The sequence below is a fragment of the Xanthomonas fragariae genome (genome assembly GCF_017603965.1).
GTDB lineage: Bacteria > Pseudomonadota > Gammaproteobacteria > Xanthomonadales > Xanthomonadaceae > Xanthomonas > Xanthomonas fragariae_A.
The window spans coordinates 125829-146961 of record NZ_CP071955.1 but is presented as its reverse complement, the minus strand read 5'-3'; the positions used below and the strand labels follow the sequence as shown (position 1 = coordinate 146961).

General features: G+C 61.7%; 11 protein-coding genes and 1 other RNA gene. 3 read left to right on the top strand and 9 right to left on the bottom strand.

Features of this window, described 5'->3' with window-relative positions; translation table 11 throughout:
* Positions 1-2: 2 nt before the first annotated feature.
* Entirely contained in the window at positions 3-839 is an 837-nt protein-coding gene (locus J5I97_RS00645) for a 2-keto-4-pentenoate hydratase (RefSeq protein WP_208588366.1), read from the bottom strand.
* Positions 840-978: 139 nt separating this feature from the next.
* On the opposite strand from J5I97_RS00645, the gene J5I97_RS00640 reads away from it, so the two are divergent.
* Positions 979-2034, top strand: coding sequence for an alpha/beta hydrolase (locus J5I97_RS00640; protein WP_208588365.1), 1056 nt, complete (start codon positions 979-981; stop codon positions 2032-2034).
* Positions 2031-3653 carry a carboxylesterase/lipase family protein gene (locus J5I97_RS00635; RefSeq protein ID WP_208588364.1) on the top strand — a complete coding sequence of 541 codons (1623 nt, stop codon included), beginning with the start codon at positions 2031-2033 and terminating at the stop codon, positions 3651-3653. Before J5I97_RS00640 ends, J5I97_RS00635 begins: the two co-directional genes overlap by 4 nt.
* 52 nt (positions 3654-3705) lie before the next feature.
* Here J5I97_RS00635 and J5I97_RS00630 read toward each other — a convergent pair whose 3' ends face one another.
* The 7 genes from J5I97_RS00630 to xopP (J5I97_RS00600) all read right to left on the bottom strand — a co-directional run bounded on the left by J5I97_RS00630 (position 3706) and on the right by xopP (J5I97_RS00600) (position 18637).
* Entirely contained in the window at positions 3706-4854 is a 1149-nt protein-coding gene (locus J5I97_RS00630) for an aldo/keto reductase (RefSeq protein WP_208588362.1), read from the bottom strand.
* 241 nt (positions 4855-5095) lie between these two features.
* Positions 5096-7279: a 1,4-alpha-glucan branching protein GlgB gene (gene glgB, locus J5I97_RS00625; RefSeq protein WP_238135709.1), complete on the bottom strand. Its 2184-nt coding sequence runs from the start codon at positions 7277-7279 to the stop codon at positions 5096-5098.
* Positions 7280-7290: 11 nt separating this feature from the next.
* A complete protein-coding gene (gene treS, locus J5I97_RS00620; protein ID WP_208588360.1) occupies positions 7291-10641 on the bottom strand; it encodes a maltose alpha-D-glucosyltransferase in 3351 nt (1116 codons plus the stop codon).
* Complete coding sequence (locus tag J5I97_RS00615; RefSeq protein WP_208588359.1) at positions 10638-13754, bottom strand: maltotransferase domain-containing protein; 3117 nt, start codon at positions 13752-13754, stop codon at positions 10638-10640. Before J5I97_RS00615 ends, treS begins: the two co-directional genes overlap by 4 nt.
* 509 nt (positions 13755-14263) lie before the next feature.
* Positions 14264-15067: a hypothetical protein gene (locus J5I97_RS00610; RefSeq protein ID WP_208588358.1), complete on the bottom strand. Its 804-nt coding sequence runs from the start codon at positions 15065-15067 to the stop codon at positions 14264-14266.
* Positions 15068-15318: 251 nt separating this feature from the next.
* On the bottom strand, positions 15319-16155 hold the full coding sequence (locus J5I97_RS00605) for a hypothetical protein (RefSeq protein WP_208588357.1): 837 nt from the start codon (positions 16153-16155) through the stop codon (positions 15319-15321).
* A gap of 295 nt (positions 16156-16450) precedes the next feature.
* The gene (gene xopP / locus J5I97_RS00600; protein ID WP_279631222.1) at positions 16451-18637 is read right to left on the bottom strand and encodes a type III secretion system effector XopP; all 2187 of its coding nucleotides are present in this window, start codon (positions 18635-18637) and stop codon (positions 16451-16453) included.
* A 149-nt stretch (positions 18638-18786) separates the two neighbouring features.
* Between xopP (J5I97_RS00600) and J5I97_RS00595 the strand changes: the two genes are divergently transcribed.
* A non-coding RNA gene (locus J5I97_RS00595) (sX9 sRNA) lies at positions 18787-18862 on the top strand.
* 56 nt (positions 18863-18918) lie between these two features.
* On the opposite strand, the gene xopP (J5I97_RS00590) is transcribed toward J5I97_RS00595, so the two are convergent.
* Positions 18919-21096 (bottom strand): type III secretion system effector XopP, encoded by a 2178-nt coding sequence (gene xopP, locus J5I97_RS00590; protein ID WP_279631221.1) that lies wholly within the window; start codon positions 21094-21096, stop codon positions 18919-18921.
* Positions 21097-21133 lie beyond the last annotated feature (37 nt).

Here is a 21133-nt window from a genome sequence, read left to right as displayed (position 1 = left end):
GGTCACTGTGTCCGCCATGATTTGGCAGACACAGCCGTACAGGAAATGTCGCCGATGCCAGCGAAGCGAATCAGGGCACGCTGTCCCACTTGGATGTCATGGATACCGGTGGCATTGCCCGTGGCGATGAGATCGCCGCGCTTGAGCGGACGTCCGCGCTGAGCCGAACGACTGAGCGCAAATGCGTAGGCCGCACGCAATCCGCCCGGCAACGTGGTGGCCCCACCGGTGCCGACGATCTGGTCGTCGATCAGCGTCTGGGCGGTCAGCGAGGACGCCTCACGCCCCAGCCAATCGGTCACTTCCGGCCCAAGAATCAGGCCATTGTTGTTGCCGAAGTCGGAAATCACCACGCGCGGGCCCAGCGTGTTGATGATGGCCAACGGGCTGCTGGCGATTTCCACGCCAATGAACAGCGTGGCCGGCAACAGCGCCGCCTCATCCTGGGTGAAATGGGCCTGCTCGGCCGGCGCGTCTGCGCCCAGACGCAACACGTACTCGGCCTCGACCGCGCTGAAGCCGCCCTCGTAGATCGGAAACTGCGTTGTTCCACCGGTAGCATTCCAGAGCTTGTGCAAGAAGATCGGACCGAGCAGACGCTCGTCGCCTGACGCGTCGCGGCGCCCGGCGGCAATATAGCCCACCTTCCAGCCGACCACCTGATCGTCCCACTGGCTGATGGCAATGTCCTGCACCTGATAGGCAGCGACCAGATCGTCGGGAATTTGCCCGGGAAAATCAGGCAGCGATGCCCCTGCACGGCGTGCCTCCACAAAGCGCTGAGCGATCTGCGACAGCGAGGATGCGGACGATGCTGAGGTGGCGGCGTCGTTGCTCAAGGGTGTCTCCCCGATAGGTGTTTGTGTTGCACTGCCAATCGACAATGGCACGGTGTGTTGTATATGGTAAACCGGTGTCATTAGCAATATGCAGTGCGGCATTGTGCCTGTCAAAGCAAAGCGACCCTGGGAGGAGTGCATGGAACAGAAAAGCCAGAGGCGCGGTTTTGCCGCGTTTTCGAGCGCCGTGCGTCGGTGCATGACGCTGGTGGTGGCGGGGTCGCTACTGGCCGGGCCAGTGCTGGCTGCCGAGGTGCCCAGCGCCGACACCGCCGCCGAACAGGCCAGCCGGATCGAGCTGTGGCCCAAGGCCGTGGCACCGGGGGACAAGACCCTGCCGCAGCCGCAGCGCATCGTTCAGCGCGGCAGCGACCCCGCCCTGCCCGACCGCTACATCCAGCAGATCAGCACGCCCTACCTGGTGGTCTACCGCCCCAAGCGGCCCAATGGCACTGCCTTGCTGGTCACTCCAGGCGGCGGCTACCAGCGCATCGTGCTGGACAACGAAGGCAGCGCGCTGGTACCAAGCTTCGTCGACCAAGCAGGGATCACGGTATTCGTGCTGCGCTATCGACTACCAGGCGAAGGCCACCCCAACGGCGCCGATGTGCCGCTGGCCGACGCGCAACGCGCGCTGCGGCTGATCCGCGCCAACGCCGCACGCTACGGCATCGATGCGCAGCGGGTCGGGGTGATAGGCTTCTCGGCTGGCGGCCATGTCGCGGCCAGCCTGGGCACGCACTACGCCGCGCAGGTGTACCCGAAGGTGGACGCGGCCGATGCGCTGAGCGCGCGGCCGGATTTCGAGTTGCTGATCTATCCGGTCATCGACATGGACAGCGCCAACGCGCATATGGGCTCGCGCCAACGCCTGCTCGGCACCACGCCCAGCGCTGCCCAGCTGCGTGCGTATTCGCCGCACTTGCACGTGGACGCACGCACGCCGCCGACCTTCCTGCTGCATGCGCAGGACGACACGGTGGTGTCGGTACGCAACAGCTTGCTGATGCATGACGCGCTGCTGCACGCCGGGGTGCCGAGCGAGCTGCACGTGTTCCCGCAGGGTGGCCATGGCTTCGGGACTGCCAGCACCACCGGCCTGACCGTGGCCGCGTGGCCGCAGCTGGCGCAGGCGTGGATCGCACATGTCGCCAAGGCGCAGGTGTCCACAGCCGCACAGGACACTGCGCAATGACCGCACCGTCCATGCCCGACGCGCGGCGCCGCACACTGTTGTGCGGCGGTCTGCTTGCCAGCGCTGCGGCAGCCCTGCCCGGCTTCACTGGCGCGGCCGCAGCGCCGCCGCCACGCGACGACGTTGCACCACTGGCACAGGTCCGCAGCGGCGCGTTGCGCGGTTATCGCGACCAAGGTATCTGCGTGTTCAAGGGCATCCCGTACGGCGGCGACACCGCCGCGCGCCGCTTCCAGGCGGCAGTGCTGGAAACGCCGTGGCCCGAGGCGCGCGATGCCAGCCATTTCGGTGCGGCGGCGCCGCAGCTCAAAGCCAGCGAGCCCACCAGCGAGGACTGCCTGTTCCTCAACGTGTGGACACCGGGCCTGCGCGATGGCGGCAGGCGGCCGATCCTGTTCTATATCCATGGCGGCGGCTACACCACCGGCTCCGGCAGCGACCCGCTTTACGACGGCGTGCGCCTGTGCAAGCGCGGCGACGTGGTGGTGATCACCGTCAATCATCGGCTCACTCTTTTCGGCTACTTGTCGCTGGCGCAGCTCGGCGATGCGCGCTTTGCCGACTCCGGCAATGCCGGGCAACTGGACCTGATCCAGGCGCTGCAATGGGTGCGCCGGCATGCGGCCGAATTCGGCGGCGATGCCGGCAATGTCACCGTGTTCGGTCAATCCGGTGGCGGCGCCAAGATCGCAACGCTGATGGCGATGCCGGCCGCGCGCGGGCTGTTCCATCGCGCCTGGACCATGAGCGGGCAACAGGTCACCGTTGCGGGACCGCGTGCGGCCACGCAACGTGCGCAGATGTTGCTGGATGCGCTGAAACTTTCGCCTGGCGAACTGGCGCGCATTCGCTCGATGCCGATTGCGCAATTACTGGCCGCCGCGCAGGTGCGCGACCCCTCGCGGGTGGAAAACAGCGCGCTGTACTTCGGCCCGGTGCTGGATGCGCGCAATGTGCCGGTGCATCCGTTCTGGCCCACTGCGCCGCTGCAATCAGCCAAGATTCCAATGGTGATCGGCAATACCCGCGATGAAACGCGCGCGTTTCTCGGCAACGATGCGAGGAACTTTGCGTTGAGCTGGGACGAGCTGCCGGCCAAACTGGAAACCCAGCAATACGTCGACCTGTTGCCGCAGGTAGTCATCGCCGAATACCGCCGGCTGTATCCGCAGTATTCGCCCTCTGATGTGTTTTTCGCGGCGACCACCGCAGGCCGCTCGTGGCGTGGTGCGGTCGAAGAAGCCGAAGCACGCGCACGCCAGGGCGCACCCACCTGGGCCTATCAACTGGATTGGGGCTCGCCGCTGGATGGCGGCAAGTTCGGCGCCTTCCACACGCTGGATATTCCGCTGGTGTTCGACACCATCGCGCAACCCGGTTCGCGCACCGGCAACGGCGCCGATGCCCAACGCATGGCCGAGCAGATGAGCCAGACGCTGATCGCCTTCGCGCGCAACGGCGACCCGAACCACCGCGGCCTACCGCGCTGGCAGCAATATTCGTTGCAACGCCGCGAAACGCTGCTGTTCGATACACCGAGCCGGCTCGAACACGATCCGCGCGGTGGCGAGCGCAAGCTCTATCAGCAAGCACCGTTTATTCAACGCGGTACGTTTTGACCGCATTGGTCTGCTGACCGCCCCTCCTCTCCGGATCACCACGCATGAGGCATCAGCTTAAAACAGGCACCGGCGCATCCGCTTCAATGACGTGCTCGCGCTTGAGCTCTTCCCAAACGGCTGCCGGAATCGCCACACGCATCGAGGCTGCGTTTGCGTGCGCCTGCTCGGCAGTGCGGGCGCCTGGAATCACTGCAGACACCACGTGCGGGGCGGCGGCAAATTGCAGCGACACCGTGCGCAAATCCACGCCATGGCGGTCGCAGATGGCCAGCGCTTTTTGTCGCTTGGCTGGCGCCCATTCCGGCACGGTGTCGTCGTAGAGATAGCGATCGCGACCGGCCAGATAGCCCGCCAATAACGGCGCGCCGACCACGACAGAAGCGCCGTGCTTGGCGATCTTCGGGAAGGTGTCGTGCAGCGCTTGTGCATGGTCGAGCAGCGAGTACTGGCAAGCCAGCAGGAAGATATCCGGGTCGGCTTCTTCAATTGCGCGCAAGGCAGGCTCCGGGCGATTGACGCCGAAGCCCCAGGCCTTGATCAGCCCTTCCTTGCGCATCTTGGTCAACTCCGGCATCGCACCTTTCACCGCTTCGGCAAAGCGCTGTTCCCACGGCGTGCCGAGGTCTTTTTCGTTTTCCGGCGACAGGTCATGGATGTAGGCGATATCGATCTGCGATACGCCCAGGCGTTGCAGGCTGTCTTCGATCGAACGACGCACACCCGAAGCACTGTAGTCGTAGCGATAATCGAATGGCGATGGCTGCTGCCACATCGTCTTCGGCGGCTTGTCGGTTGCGGTGAGCAGGCGCCCGACCTTGGTCGACAACACGTAGTCGTCCGGCGCGTGGCGATGCAGATGGTGGCCGGTGCGCCGCTCGGACAATCCCAGCCCATACCATGGCGAGGTGTCGAAGTAGCGCACGCCCGATTCCCACACCGCCGCCAAGGTCTGCTCACTCTGCGCATCGCTGGTCGGTGCAAACGCGTTGCCGATCGCTACACCGCCAAAACCCAGACGACTCGTCGGGCGGTAGCGCCCGCTCCTGGTGACGGGATTGGCCGGCAATGCGATGGCAGCGGTTTTGCCGCGTGTGGGCATCACGCTGCCAGGCGCAGAAGACTGCGCCATCAACGGCGCAGCGGCCAATGCGGCGGTGCCGGCAGCGGCAGCACAGAGAAATTGACGACGTGTATTCATGTGGAATTGCCTGCAACGACGTGATGCATCAGGATGGCCCGGCAGTCGTGCAGATAAGGTCAGCGCATGGATTGCGAACGTGCACAGGAAATCATCGCACGCATCGCTTTCAGACTCATGTGTTGTCGCTCGATCTCCCCGACGTGCATCGCGGCCGAATGTCGAACGCCACGACGCACTCTCACTGGCGAACCACTCACGCTCCATCGCCGGGCCAATAGCGCGGCGATGGAGCGATATATCAGCCGTGCGGGGTCAGCACAATGACACCTAGCGGGGGCAACAACAGTGGGAGCGACTGTGCATGACCATGCATGGACTGCTGTTGTGCAGTAACGATGCCACCATTGCCAAGATTCGACCCGCCATAGATGGCGGCGTCGCTGTTGAACACTTCGCGCCACTTGCCGCTGTGTGGCGCACCGATGCGATAACCGTGCTGCACGATCGGGGTGAAGTTGATCACCACCAGCATCGGTGCATCGCCGCGTTTGCCCTTGCGCAGGAACGCGACCACGCTGTTGGCAGCATCATCACCGACCACCCATGCGAATCCGGCCGGATCGTCGTCGTATACATGCAGCGCGGGGTATTGGACATACAGCCGGTTCAAATCGCGCACCAGGGTCTGCACACCGCGGTGGCGAGGGTCGTCGAGCAGATGCCACGGAATGCCGCCATCGTGGTTCCATTCGGTGGGCTGGCCGAACTCGCAGCCCATGAACAGCAACTTGCGCCCGGGGTGGGTAAACATGAAGCCCAGATACGCACGCAGATTGGCGAAGCGCTGCCAATCGTCGCCCGACATACGACCGAACAACGAGCCCTTGCCGTGCACCACTTCATCGTGCGAGATCGGCAGTACAAAGCGCTCCGAATACGCGTAGACCATGCTGAAAGTCAGCTCGCCGTGGTGATAGCGGCGGTAGAGCGGATCCAGCGCGGCGTAATGCAAGGTGTCGTGCATCCAGCCCATGTTCCACTTGTAATGGAACCCCAAGCCGCCGTGCGCAACATCGGCCGTCACTCCGGGAAATGCGGTAGATTCTTCGGCAATCATCACTGCGCCCGGGGTGTGCTCGCGCACCACCTCATTGAGCCTTCGCAGAAACGCGATGGTTTCGTAGTTTTCGCGTCCGCCATGGATATTGGGCACCCACTCGCCGGCATTGCGGCTGTAATCGCGATACAACATCGACGCCACCGCATCCACGCGCAGACCATCGACGTGGAAACGCTGCAGAAATTCCAGCGCGCTGGCAATCAAAAACCCGGAGACCTCACGGCGCCCGTGGTTATAGATCAGCGTATTCCAGTCGCGATGGAAGCCTTCGCGTGGGTCCGCATGCTCGTAAAGAGAGGTACCGTCGAAATGCGCCAGCCCATGTGCGTCGGTAGGAAAATGTGCAGGCACCCAATCGACGATCACGCCGATGCCTTCGCGGTGGCAGCGATCGACAAAGCGGGCCAGGCCATCGGGCGAGCCGAAGCGCGCGGTCGGTGCGAACAGGCCCAGCGGTTGATAGCCCCATGAGCCACCGAATGGATGCTCGGTCACCGGCATCAGCTCGACATGGGTGAAGCCCATATCGGCCACGTACGGAATCAGGCGATCCGCCAGGCCATCCCAATCCAGATCCACGCCTTCTTCGCGCAACCAGGACCCGGCATGGATTTCGTAGATGCTCATCGGTGCGTCGTGCGCCTGTCGGCGCGCGCGCGTGGCCATCCAGCCGTCATCGCTCCACTGATGCGGCGTGGGGTCGGCCACGATCGAGGCGGTGCCTGGCGCCAGCTCGGCACGGCGCGCCACCGGGTCGGCCTTGGCCGGCAACTCGTTGCCGTGCGGGCCGCGTAGCTGGTACTTGTAATGCGCACCGGGGCCAACGTCGGGAATGAACAATTCCCACACGCCGGACTGGTGACGCAGCCGCATCGGGTGGCGACGCGCATCCCAACTGTTGAAGTCGCCCACCACCGCCACGCGCGTAGCGTTCGGCGCCCACACGGCGAAGCGCGTGCCGCGCACGCCATCGACTTCAATCGCGTTGGCACCGAGCGCATCGGCCAATTGCAGATGATGGCCTTCGCTGATCAGATGCAGATCGAAGTCGCTGAGCTGCGGCCCGAAGGCGTACGGGTCTGCGGTTTCCTGCTCGCCACCGGGCCATCCGATACGCAGCCGATAGCCGCCCTGCGCCGGCAAATCACCGGCGAACAGGCCCGGCTCCGGACCTGCTTCCAATGCGATGAGCTGCCCATCGTCGAGCACCGCACTAACGTGGTTGGCGCCTGGTTGGTAGGTGCGCAACACACGCCCCGCGTCGGTCGGGTGCGCGCCCAGCACGGCGAAGGCATCGCCATGGCGTGCCTCGGCTAGGGCGCGTGTGACGCCGGGATCCCATCGATTGGTCACCGCAGTCATTGCTCCACTCATCATGTGTCTCCTGCACCAGCGCGTACGCCTTGCAGGATGCGTCGCAAGCCTTCGATCGGCACCATTAACCAGCTGGGGCGGTTGGCAGCTTCATAACGCACTTCGTAGCAGGCCTTTTCCACCAGGAACAGCAAGGTGGCTGCGTTGAACGCTGCCGGCGCAATCCACGGATGGGCGCTGGCATCGAGCACGGCACGGTAAGCGTCCAGGAAGGCGTCGGTGGAGCGGCGACGGAACTCCACCAGGAATTGGTCCAGATGCGTGTCCACGCCCACGCCTGCACGGGCGGCGGTACCTTCTTCGCCACGTGCCGACACTTCGCTGGCGTAATCGAGCGAGCGCAGGAAGCCGGCCACATCGCGCAGCGGGCTTGCCTTGGCGCGACGCACGGCCAGCGGCTTAGCCGGCTCGCCTTCGAAGTCGATCAAGATGACATCGTCGAACGCCACTAGAATCTGCCCAAGGTGGAAATCGCCATGCACGCGCGTCAGCAGCGAATCGGCCAGCACGCTCGGTGCCTTGGCCAGCAGCGCCTCCAATTGCGGGCGTTCGTCCAGCACCGCTTCCAATGCGTCGCGCTCGATCGCATCGTCGCTGCTCGCCAGACGTGCATTGACCGTGTCCCAGATGTCTTCGACCTGACGCGCGACGCCGGCCACCACATCGTTGGCGGTTGGCAGATCGATACGCTGAGGTGCGAAGTCGGCATCGTCGGTGTCGCGCGACAACGCCGCATGCAACTCGGCCAAGCGCTTGCCCACCACAGCGGCAAACACGTCGTAACCGGCGATGGCTTCAGCGCGCGACTCGTCGGTTTGTGCCGTGACGTACTCGTCGAAACTGCGTGCCAGATGGTCCAACGTCCAGCGCCAGGCATCGCCCTGATTGCGGATAAAGCCCTGCAACAACGCGATGGTGGTGACCGTGCCCTGCCCGTCAATACGGCTGACGCTACCCAGCAACGGCGCGGCGTTGGCATAACCCATTTCGGTGAGGCGACGGCCGATTTCGATCTCCGGATTGGCCCCATTAGCCACATGCCGCAGCAACTTGAACACCGCCTTGTCGGCGACCACCAGCGAGCTGTTGCTCTGTTCGGCAGACAACCAACGGATATCCGGATCTTGCGGAATATCCAGCGTGGCCAATGCAGCGGTCGCTTCGAAACGCACCTGCCCTTGTTGCGAGGCATCGTCGCCATCGCGGAAATCCAGCGTGGCGTTTTCGCGCAGCGCATCGATCACCCCGCGCACCATCGTCTTGAGTGCGAACGCATCGGTGAGATAACCCACCTCGCGCCCTTGACGCACGCGCGCCAGGGCCAGCTGTTCGGCCAAGGTGCTTGGCTGGTCGCGCTCCCACACGATGCCGACCGGCAACATGTAACTCTCTTGGTGGCCGTCTTCCAACTCCACTTCCAGTTCCAGCAAGCTCATCGGCTCATCGCCCGGCAGCGGGGTGCGGCGCGAAATACGCACGTTCTTCAGCACCCGATCCTTGGCCGAGAACCAGCGGCGTGCCGACAACCAGGCCGGCAGGATCTCGGCTTCCAGCGTGGGCAGATGCGGCAGCAGGGCGTTGCTTTCGTCGGTATCGCTGCGCAGCACCAACGTGTGGTAATCCGGCAATGGCACAGGGGTGGGCACATGCCAATCCGGCAGCGTGCCTTCGCTGACCAGCTGGAATGCGTAAAAGCCGAACGGCGGCACCGTGAGCAGATAGGTCAAGCGCCCGACCGGCGGGAAGCTGCCGCCGCCGATGATGTCCACCGGCACGCGGCCTTCGAACTCGGAAAGGTCCAGCTCCACCGCCTGCAGCGTGTGCGACAGGTTGGCCACGCACAGCACCGTTTCGTCCTGATGCGAGCGCAGATACGCCAACATGCGGCGGTTGCCCGGATACAAGAAGCGCAAGGTACCGCGGCCGAACGCCTGGTAGCGCTTGCGCACGCTGAGCACGCGGCGGGTCCAGGTCAGCAGCGAATGCTGGTCGCGGATCTGCGCTTCCACATTCACCGCCTGGAAGCCGTACAACGGGTCCATGACCGGCGGCAACACCAACTGCGCCGGGTCGGCGCGCGAGAACCCGCCGTTGCGGTCGATCGACCACTGCATGGGTGTGCGCACACCGTCGCGGTCGCCCAGATGGATGTTGTCGCCCATGCCGATCTCATCGCCGTAATACAGCACCGGCGTACCGGGCATGGTCAGCAACAGGGACGTCATCAATTCGATACGGCGGCGGTCGCGTTCCAACAATGGTGCGAGACGACGACGAATGCCCAGGTTAATACGCGCGCGACGATCGGAAGCATAGGTCTGCCACAGATAATCGCGCTCCGAATCGGTGACCATTTCCAGCGTCAATTCATCGTGGTTGCGCAGGAAGATCGCCCACTGGCAGCTCTCCGGAATCTCCGGGGTCTGGCGCATGATGTCGGTGATCGGAAAACGGTCTTCGCGCGCGATCGCCATGTACATGCGCGGCATCAACGGGAAATGAAACGCCATATGGCATTCGTCAGCGTTCTGGCCGAAGTACTGCTGGGTGTCTTCCGGCCACATATTGGCTTCGGCCAGCAACATGCGGTCAGGATATTCGGCATCCAGCGTGGTGCGAATCTTGCGCAGAATCGCGTGGGTTTCCGGCAGGTTCTCGTTGGAGGTGCCCGAGCGTTCGATCAGGTACGGCACCGCATCCAGACGTAGACCATCCACGCCGCGATCCAGCCAGAAGCGCATCACTTCCAGTACCGCTTCCAGCACTGCGGGGTTGTCGAAGTTGAGGTCTGGCTGATGCGAATAGAAACGGTGCCAGAAGTATTGCCCGGCGACCGGATCCCAGGTCCAGTTGGACTTTTCGGTATCGCAGAAAATGATCCGCGTGCCTTCGTATTCCTGATCGGTATCCGACCACACGTAGAAGTCCCGCTCCGGCGAGCCGGCCGGCGCGTTGCGTGCACGCTGAAACCACGGGTGCTGATCGGAGGTGTGGTTGATCACCAACTCGGTGACGATGCGGATGCCGCGCGCATGCGCCTGCGCGACCAGCTGCTCGAAGTCGGCGATGCTGCCGTAGTCCGGATGCACCGCCATGTATTCGGCGATGTCGTACCCATCGTCGCGGCGCGGGCTGGGGTAGAACGGCAACAACCAGATGGTGTCCACGCCGAGTTCGGCAATGTAATCCAGCTTGGAAATCAGACCCGGAAAATCGCCGATGCCATCGTCATTGGAGTCGAAGAACGACTTGACGTGCACCTGATAAATGATCGCGTCCTTGTACCAAAGCTGATCAGCAACCACGGCGGATTGCTCCGCATCGGCCTGTAACGATGCCACTGCCTTCATGCAACCTCTCCTGCGCGGATACGCCATAACGCGAACGGTCGCGTTGCCTCTAGACGGATGTGTTGGTATTTGCCCTGCCATTCGAACCGATGGCCGTCCCATAGATCGTCCACCGCCACGGTGGCGTGATCGGGCAGGCCCAGTTCCCATAGCGGGATTTCGATATCGGCATCCTGGCCGGCATCGGGGTCCAGATTGATCGCTACCAACACCATGCTGCGGCTGCGCGACAGGTAGCCGGCATCCAGGAACTTGCCGAAGTACAGCACCTGATCGTGATGCGCCTGATAGAACCGCGTGCCCAGGTGCGACTGCAACTCCGGATGCATGCGACGCAGCTGATTGAAGCGGGTGATCTCATCGACGATGTCGCCCGGCGCACGTTCGGGCCAGGCACGCAGCTGGAATTTTTCCGAGTCCAGGTACTCTTCCTTGCCCGGCGCCAGCGGTGTGGCTTCGCAGAGTTCGAAGCCTTGATACATGCCCCACAAGCCGGACAACGTCGTGGCCAGCGCGGCGCGGATCAGATGCCCATTGCGCCCGCTGGTCTGCAGAAACAGCGGATTGATGTCCGGCGTGTTGACGAAGAAATGCGGGCGGAAACATTCGCGCGGCACGCCTGCATTCACCTCTTCCACATACTCTTGCAGCTCGTGCTTGTGGTTGCGCCAGGTGAAGTAGGTGTAGGACTGCGAAAAGCCGCACTTGGCCAGGCGGTACATCATCTTTGGCCGGGTAAAGGCTTCGGACAGGAACACCACGTCCGGCCGACGCCCGCGGATTTCGGCAATCAACCACTCCCAGAACGGGAACGGCTTGGTGTGCGGGTTGTCCACACGGAATAGCCTGACGCCTTCGTTGACCCAGAACAGCACCGCATCGCGCAGCGTGTTCCACAAGTCCGGCACCGCGCCGCTGGCGTAGAAGTCGACGTTGACGATGTCCTGGTATTTCTTCGGCGGGTTCTCCGCATACGGAATCGACCCATCCGCGCGCCAGGTGAACCAGTCCTTGTGATCGCGCAACCACGGGTGATCCGGAGCGCATTGGATCGCCAAATCCAACGCCACTTCCAAGCCATGCGCGCGCGCAGCCTGGATCAGCCGGCGGAAACCGTCCAGCCCGCCGAGCTCGGCGTGCACTTCGGTATGTCCGCCATCGGTCGCACCGATCGCATACGGGCTGCCTGGCTCGCCGTCGATCGCGGTGACCGAGTTGTTGCGACCCTTGCGGTTCTTCGCACCGATCGGGTGGATCGGTGGCATGTACAGCACGTCGAAGTGCATCGCGCGGATATGCGCCAAGCGCCCGATCACATCGTCAAAAGTGCCGTGGCGCTGCGGATCGCCACTTTGCGAACGCGGGAACAACTCATACCAACTGGCAAAGTGTGCCGCGCGACGCTCGGACTCCACCCGGAACGTCACCGGGGTCTCGGAGCGGAACGGTTTGTCGTCGGCCAGCGCCATCGCCTGCGCGGTGTCCGGCTCCAGCACGATGGCCAGCTGCTGCAACGGCTCGCTCTGCGCACCGATACGGGTGAGGATGGCTTGCAAGCGCTTGGCCAAGGCGCCGTCGCTGCGTGCATGTGCGGCCTGCACCACAGCCACCGCTTCCTGCACATCGACCGGCAACACCGTGTTGGCCGCTCGCTTCTTTTCCAGATCGGCATGCAAGGTGGCAAACACATCGCGCCAGGCCTCCACACGGAATTCATAGGTGCCGATACGCTCCAGCGGGAACTCCGCGCGCCAACGGTCGTTGCCCAATGCACGCATCGGCGCGCTGGCCCAGGTCTTGGCGTCGGCCGGACGCCAAAGCACCGCCACCGCAATGCGATCATGCCCGTCACAAAACGCGTCGGCCTCGACACAGAGACGGTCGCCCACCGCACGCTTGACCGGGAAACGGCCGTTGTCTACCGACGGCGTCACCGATTCGATGCACACACGTGGCCATGCGGCAGCGGTCTGTGCACGCTGGCGCATGCGCGGCACCGCCAACACATGGCGTGCCGGCACGCTGCGATACACGCGCACTTCGCCCGGCTCCAACGCCTCTAGCGTCGCACCGGACAAGGTACGGCCGTCTTCGCCCACCAGACCTTCCGCATCGCCAAGCAAACGCAATAGATCCGATGCAGGTACCGGCACCACATGGTTGGCGTCGCCATTGATCAACAACAACGACGGCAGCCCGCCGAGCGGCTCGACTGCCACCGCGGTAAACCCGGTGACCTCGCTCAGCAGCGGACGCAGCCGCATGCCCGCGTTGCTGGTCGGCAAGCCATCGGTTGCGCGGATAGACACTGGCACCGCATCCAGATGCGCATCGTCCAGCAGCCAGGCGCCGCCCAAGGCGCGCGCCAATTGCCATTGCTGCTCGGGCATTGCTGCGCGCTTGCCGTCGGGCGCGTGCAGTACCGCAACCACGTGCGAGGCCAGCGCCCGCAGCGCGGTGTCTTCGTCGAAGAACCAGCTACTGCGGCCGTCCCACCACGCGAGTGAGGAAAACGCCGCATCGAAACCGGCACCGGCCAACTGCCGCAAGGCTTCCAGACCCAGGCCCGGCGTCCACGCCGCAAACACCACCTCAGGCGCCTGCGCATGCACGTGCGCGATCAGCTCGCGCCAGCGTTGCACCGGCACCTGCTGCGGCTGCAACAGACGAAAACCACCCACGCCCTGCCCAGCCCAGTCCAGCAAGCGCGCAGCCCACCACGCTACCAACGCCGCACCTTCCTGCGCATAGGTGAAGCGTGCCTCGGCGATTTCCGGCGTCGCACGCGGCTGCCGTGGGTCCGGTACCGCCGTGCTACGCGCGCGGAACCACTGCGGGTTATCGCGCACTACCGCGCTGGCGCCACCCACTTCGTCCAGACGCACATCGATCAGCAGCTTGACTCCGGCCCGATGCACCGCCTGCACCGCTTCACGCAGACGCTCACCTTGCGCGTCCGCACCCGCAGACGGCTCGATCAATCGACCGTCCGCATCGCGCTCGAACGGCGCGGCCATCACCACGTAATCGCAGCCCGCCTCGCGCGCGGCCACACAGCGCTGATCCAGCCCGATAGGCGAAGGCGTCACTTCATTGAGAACACAGATCCGCATGACGCCCCCTCAGCTGACGACAGCGCGAACACGCGCCGTGACGATGGAAACAATGCGGCACAGACCACCTCGCAGATCCGCAAGCGCGCGCTCACCACGCACCAGTCCCATTCCCGTCCAGATCGACCTTTGCCGGTTCAATGCCTGGCCGACCTTTCCCACTGTGACTGCACTCATGCGTACTCCGCAACGATTCTTGACTTGTTACAGTCAAACACCTTCGTTGCGAATTTCATGTGTCCGTCCAATTGACGAAAATCAAACAAGCGCGGCTGTGGCAGGCGTCGATGTGGCAGTGCGTGGCTTATGGAAATGCTTGTTAAGCGGCTGTGTATGACGTGCAGCCCTCCGCCGGTCGCCCTCATGGGCGAGGCAGCAGAATCTGTCGCCCGATGCAGGGCGGGAGGGCGGCTGCCCGCCCGCCAGGGGGATCGCTGGTGCACCAATCGGATCAGGTAAAGGCGCCGGTGGAGTGAGCCGATGGCTCACCGGTAATTCTGCACGGCCCTCTACTCCTTAAAATTCGGGTATTGACGAACCAGCGCCAGCAGTTTGGTGTGCAATACACTTGGGTTGTCTTTTGACTCGCGAACAGCGATCGCGACACCCTTTCGAACAAGCGGTCCTAGCTGTCCTTTTTCGATGGATTTGAGAAGATTTTGTACCCGCAGCATTTCCTCGTCTTTCGGGGCAATGATGCCGGTCTCGTAGCCGCCCACCATGTTCGAAGCAATCGCTAGCGCACTCCTGGAAGCGGTAGGACAGGCCACCATATCCATAAGACCATCCTCGCCGCCGTTTTTGGCCCCCATCAACGCGACGTCGATCCTGCCCACGAGTCCCTTCATCTTCTTAAGCGTATCGCTGTCTTGCTCGGTCTCGACCAGACTGACAGAGGACTGCGCTGGTTTATCTCCGATCTTCTTCTTTAACAACTCCACTTGTTCGTTAAAGTCGTCGCCACCGATTATGTTTTCCCCGCTGACACGAGCAAGCATATCCTCTAGCTGCTTAATTATTGATTGTTGGTAATTCGGGTTTAAAGTATCGATCCTGCAGCCGGTATATTCAAACAAATCGTGTGCCAACCCAGTGACACGCGACCGAATTTTCTTGTCCCATTTTTCTAGCGCCGCCGGTGGCTCCGACGGCCCGGCCCGGCCCGGCGTGCGAGGAGGCAGCCCATGCAGTGGCGACTGGCCCGCCATGGGTGCCGATTGCGCCTGGCGGCGATCAGGCGTCGTGTGTACGTACTCGTCATAGGTTGAGCGCGCGTGGGAGCTGTTGATACCGCCTGCGCAGATGTTTCCCATTGCCATTCCTCATCAATATCCATTGGAAACGCAGTAAATCAGGATAAAATTCACAATTACGAAGGATGCGCGAATGAACGCTGCTAAATCCGAAGTTATATCGTGCCAGAAAACCTCTGAACAACGCACGAGGTGCCGAATGAGCCTGGAACTGAATGAACCTGGAACTGTGCGCACACGCGACAACCGCCCATGCTGGAAACCAAGCCGCTTACGCACAGCGGCGATTGCCTCGGTTGTTGATCGAAGGCTCATGGAGGAGTTGTTCGGAGCTTTCCTAAATCCGGGAATCGCTCGACCAGCGCCAGCAGCTTACCGAGCAATACCTTAGGGTCGTTGTTCAACTCTGCAACAGCGTTCGCAACCCCCCTTGGCACGGACTCTCCTTTGAGAATATTTCCAAGAAGATTTTGTATACGTGTCTCAACTTCTTGTGTCAGCGGACTGGCACCGGTCTCGTCGACGCGGGTCTTGAAAAGGGACGCCATGTCCGAAGCAGCATTTACCAAGCCCCTATTCAAAGTAGGACACGGCACTAACTCCATAGGACTTGGATCGCCTGCCTTTGCCTCCTCGAGCGCGAGTTCGATTCTGCACATCAGTTGCTGCATCTGCTCAAGCTCGAAAAGGTTATCTGCGGTTTCGATGTGGGCGGCAGGGTTCAGCGCTGGAGCATTGCCGCTCTGCTTATCAATCCGCTGCTGAATCTGCTTTATTCGCTCCATAAAGTCGTCGCGGCCACCGTGTTTTAGCTCCCCACCGACACGGCCAAGCATCTGCTTCAGCATCTGAATTACATCTTTTTTGATTCTCATGTCCAACTTATCGAAGATGGGGCTATTCGACTGAAAAAAATCGTGCGCCATATCGCGGACACTCTGCCGAATGTCCTTGTCCCATTTCTCTACTGGCCTCATTGGCCGTGACGGCCCAGCCCCGCGGTGCGGGCGAGGAGCCAACCCATCCAGTGGCGACTGATTCGCTCCGGGTGTCGCGGGCGCCTGCTGGACAGGCTTCTTCTGCACTTGCGCGTCATAGCTCATGCGCGCCTGGGAACTGCTGATGCCGCGTGCGCAGGTGTTTCCCATTGCCATCCCTCATCAACATGAATTGGAAACGCAGTAAATCAGGATAAAATTCACAATTACGAAAGATACGCGAATGGACGCTGCTGGATCCGAAGTCGTGCCGCGCTAGCCAGGCACTCATGAAAATACGCAATAAACATAAATAGAAAATTTCATACTCTGATTTTAATTTAAAAAAATTTCGCGGCATTGCTAATATTCGATACCTACCGAACTGCTCGCACTGGTGGGATGTCACGCGCGCTTTTAGCCGCAGATCCAATATTGAACGAAAGATGTCGCTCCACAGCAATCGCTATTCCTGGTTTGGAAACTTCTCGGGTGAGGATTCACCACCACCGCGCAGGTGAAACAAACTGGCGAGCAACGCAGAATCGATCGTGGATCGGTGTACCTTCGCATCGGTATGACCGAGCGCTCGCATGAGCGTCTCCCAGCGCTTTCCCAGATTCTTCTCCTTCGCGGTCTTGAGATGGACGGCGGTAAACGCCTTGTAGCCGAGCGAAGGCAGCGCATTGGCTGTCACCGGCTTGGCAGTGTGCAAGTGCACGAACCACGGCGCAGGGCGCTGGCCGTTGGACAACGGCGCGTGCTCGATACGCATCTCGAACAAGGTGCCGCGATCTGCGCTGTCGTCCTCGGACCGCAACCGGGTCGGCGAGGTCACGCGGGCGACTTGATTCATCGCCAGCAAGCGCGACAAATGCGGCGCGCGCGGCTGCGGGTCGCTCTTCAGCGCATCTGCCTCGCGGATCTGCACACGCTGCTCGATCATGCCCAGCAGTTCCAGCCGCTCGCTGAGTTGAGCAATCCGCTCATCGCCCGGCGACAGTTTCGCTTTCGCTTGTAGCAACTGGTCCTTTGCGAACCACTCCTGCACCGAGGACCGCACAAACGTGAAGGCAATCACCGCATCCTGCTTGGAGCCATGCATCATCTTGTCAACGCTACTGGTGTCTTTCCCCAGCTTGTTCGCGATCGGAATCACGTCCGCATCCAGTTCGGTCACCATGGCGCGTTCCAGCGGAACCTTTTTCAACAGAATGTCCGCCTGCTGCTGCGCAAGCGTACGTGTATCGTTCGGGACTGCAGGGGCCGCAGGGACGAGGCTGGACTCTGCGGCCGCTCGATTGCCAGGCTTGCGATGCTTGCGCGTCGATTTCGTCCGCACCCTCGACACCGGCGGCTCCTCGATCGTTGCCGATGGCGGTGTGACGAGCTCACGCTTTCCGGGACCGACGGAACGGATCAGGTCGAGCACACACTGTCGATACTCGGTCGATGCCTGCGCCAGATCGAGCATCGATTGCCAGATGTGATCGTCGCCGTCACCCTTGATAAGACCGGCGACGTCCAGGCATAACCCCAGACCGACGCGCCCAAATTGTTCTGCATAGTCTTCAAGGACGTCCTTATGCCGTGCCACTATCTGCGGGGTCAGCGCAGCGCCGGCTTCCGATGGGCGTATGGGCTCGGTCACGACGCGGGCCAGCGTTCCAAAAGCCTCTCCCACAGTATCGCCGAGGTAGTCCCTGGCCTCTTCCAGTTCATCCAATCGAGCCATGACCATGACATCGTGCAAGTCGCTGGCTTCGACCTGACGCGCCAGCCGCAGGCGATAGATATCGACGAGCAGACATCGGATCGACCGCATCGTTTCATGGCAGAATGCGTGATCGGCACTGATCAATCTCATTATGACGGAGGTATTTTTGAGTCTTTCTCCGTGTGAATCCGGCTTTTTCATGCGTCTGAGCGACTCATTCATTGCTGACCGGTACTGCTCGAGTTCGCTCAGATACCCGTACCATTCGTCGGGATCCTGACGTTCCAAATCAGCGCGGTGCAACGGCGCCCGCACAACGACGGGGCAGAGCATCGGCTCGGTGAGCTGGGTGACGCCAAGCTGATCCACCCACTTGTTTTCTATCAGTTGATTACGTGCTTCGTAAGCAGCCGCAGCGGACGCTCCGAGAATCGTAAACAACGCAGCTTCGTGCTCCACTGCGTCCTTTGACCTCAGCCGGTTCCGTAACTTCAAATCAACGATGGCCTGCAACCCTTCGCGGGCAGACTTCATGGCGTTCTGCGAGATCTTGATCCGCTGCTCCTTGGACAACAGCGGTGCAGCTCCCGGTTGACTGTGCAGCTCGTCATCTTTAGCAACCACGTCGTTCCAGACGTTGGCCTTGTCCATCGCTATTCTCAGAATGTCTGCCGGGTCTATCAGCCGCGTTTGCGTGGCAGGCTCGCGCGATGAAACCGTGCGTGATGGCCCAGGCAATGCAGCAGACGAACCGGCAACGGGCGGCTTTACAGGTTTGGTGGGCCTGGCAGACAGCCCCTCCAGTGGCGAGGACTGCCTGGCCGAACCCTCGACAGAAGGGCTTGTTGCCGCTGCCGGATCTGCAGGCGCGGCGGCAGGGTTCACCGACTCTGCCAACTCTGTAGAACGCTGCTTGATTCTTCCGACGCGATGCATGGTAATTCTTCCTTTTATGGGCGCTCACAGCACTTGCAATGCGCCCATTGATACTGCTGGTATTGGTGGGGTGTCACGCGCGCTTTAGAGCGGCTAACAAAACGACTGCGCTCACCGCCAGGCGGGCGCGGTCGGTGCTCGGAATCGGCATGTACCATGCGTACACTGCGGTTCTTGCACGCCATCCGCACCCACCTGACGACTGCTCGCTACGTTTTGTTAGCCGCTCTTAGCCGCAGATTCAGTCTTGAACGAAAGATGTCGCTCCACAGCAATCGCTATTACTGGTTTGGAAACTTGTCGGGTGAGGATTCACCACCACCGCGCAGGTGAAACAAACTGGCGAGCAACGCAGAATCGATCGTGGATCGGTGTACCTTCGCATCGGTATGACCGAGCGCTCGCATGAGCGTCTCCCAGCGCTTTCCCAGATTCTTCTCCTTCGCGGTCTTGAGATGGACGGCGGTAAACGCCTTGTAGCCGAGCGAAGGCAGCGCATTGGCTGTCACCGGCTTGGCAGTGTGCAAGTGCACGAACCACGGCGCAGGGCGCTGGCCGTTGGACAACGGCGCGTGCTCGATACGCATCTCGAACAAGGTGCCGCGATCTGCGCTGTCGTCCTCGGACCGCAACCGGGTCGGCGAGGTCACGCGGGCGACTTGATTCATCGCCAGCAAGCGCGACAAATGCGGCGCGCGCGGCTGCGGGTCGCTCTTCAGCGCATCTGCCTCGCGGATCTGCACACGCTGCTCGATCATGCCCAGCAGTTCCAGCCGCTCGCTGAGTTGAGCAATCCGCTCATCGCCCGGCGACAGTTTCGCTTTCGCTTGTAGCAACTGGTCCTTTGCGAACCACTCCTGCACCGAGGACCGCACAAACGTGAAGGCAATCACCGCATCCTGCTCGGAGCCATGCATCATCTTGTCAACGCTACTGGTGTCTTTCCCCAGCTTGTTCGCGATCGGAATCACGTCCGCATCCAGTTCGGTCACCATGGCGCGTTCCAGCGGAACCTTTTTCAACAGAATGTCCGCCTGCTGCTGCGCAAGCGTACGTGTATCGTTCGGGACTGCAGGGGCCGCAGGGACGAGGCTGGACTCTGCGGCCGCTCGATTGCCAGGCTTGCGATGCTTGCGCGTCGATTTCGTCCGCGCCCTCGACACCGGCGGCTCCTCGATCGTTGCCGGTGGCGGTGTGACGAGCTCACGCTTTCCGTGACCGACGGAATGGATCAGGTCGAGCACACACTGTCGATACTCGGTCGATGCCTGCGCCAGATGGAGCATCGATTGCCAGATGTGATCGTCGCCGTCCCCCTTGATGAGAGCGGCGACGTCCAGGCATAACCCCAGACCGACGCGCCCAAATCGTTCTGCATAGTCCTCAAGGACGTCCTTATGCCGTGCCACTATCTGCGGGGTCAGCGCAGCGCTGGCTTCCGATGGGCATATCGTCTCGCTCAAGACGCGGGCCAGCGTTCCAAAAGCCTCTCCCGCAGTATCGCCGAGATAGTTAGTAGCCTCTTTCAATTCATCCAATCGAGCCATGACATACTGCAAGTCGCTGGCTTCGACCTGACGCGCCAGCCGCAGGCGATAGATATCGACGAGCAGACATCGGATCGATCGCATCGTTTCATGGCAAAATGCATGATCGACACTGATCAATCTCATTATGGCAGAGGCACTTTCGAATCTTTCTCCGTGTGAATCCGGATTTTTCATGCGTCTGAGCGACTCATTCATTGCTGACCGGTACTGCTCGAGTTCGCTCAGATACCCGTACCATTCGTCGGGATCCTGACGTTCCAAATCAGCGCGGTGCAACGTCGCCCGCACAACGACGGGGCCAAGCATCGGCTCGGTGAGCTGGGTGACGCCAAGCTGATCCACCCACTTGTTTTCTATCAGTTGATTACGTACTTCGTAAGCAGTCGCAGCGGACGCTCCGAGAATCGTAAACATCTCAGCTTCCTGCTCCACTGCGTCCTTTGACCTCAGCCGGTTCCGTAACTTCAAATCAACGATGGCCTGCAACCCTTCGCGGGCAGACTTCATGGCGTTCTGCGAGAGCTTGATCCGCTGCTCCTTGGACAACAGCGGTGCAGCTCCCGGTTGACTGCGCATCGCTTCATCTTTAGCAATCATGTCGTTCCAGAGGCGGGCCTTGTCCATCGCTATTCTCAGAATGTCTGCCGGGTCTATCAGCCGCGTTTGCGTGGCAGGCTCGCGCGATGAAACCGTGCGTGATGGCCCAGGCAATGCAGCAGACGAACCGACAACGGGCGGCCTTACAGATTTGGGGGGCCTGGCAGACAGCCCCTCCAGTGGCGAGGACTGCCTGGCCGAACCCTCGACAGAGGTGCTTGTTGCCGTTGCGGGATCTGCCGGCGCGGCGGCGAGGTTTTCCGACTCAGCCAATTTTATAGAACGCTGCTTGATTTTTCCGACGCGATGCATGGTAATTCTTCCTTATTATGTGCACTCACAGCACTGC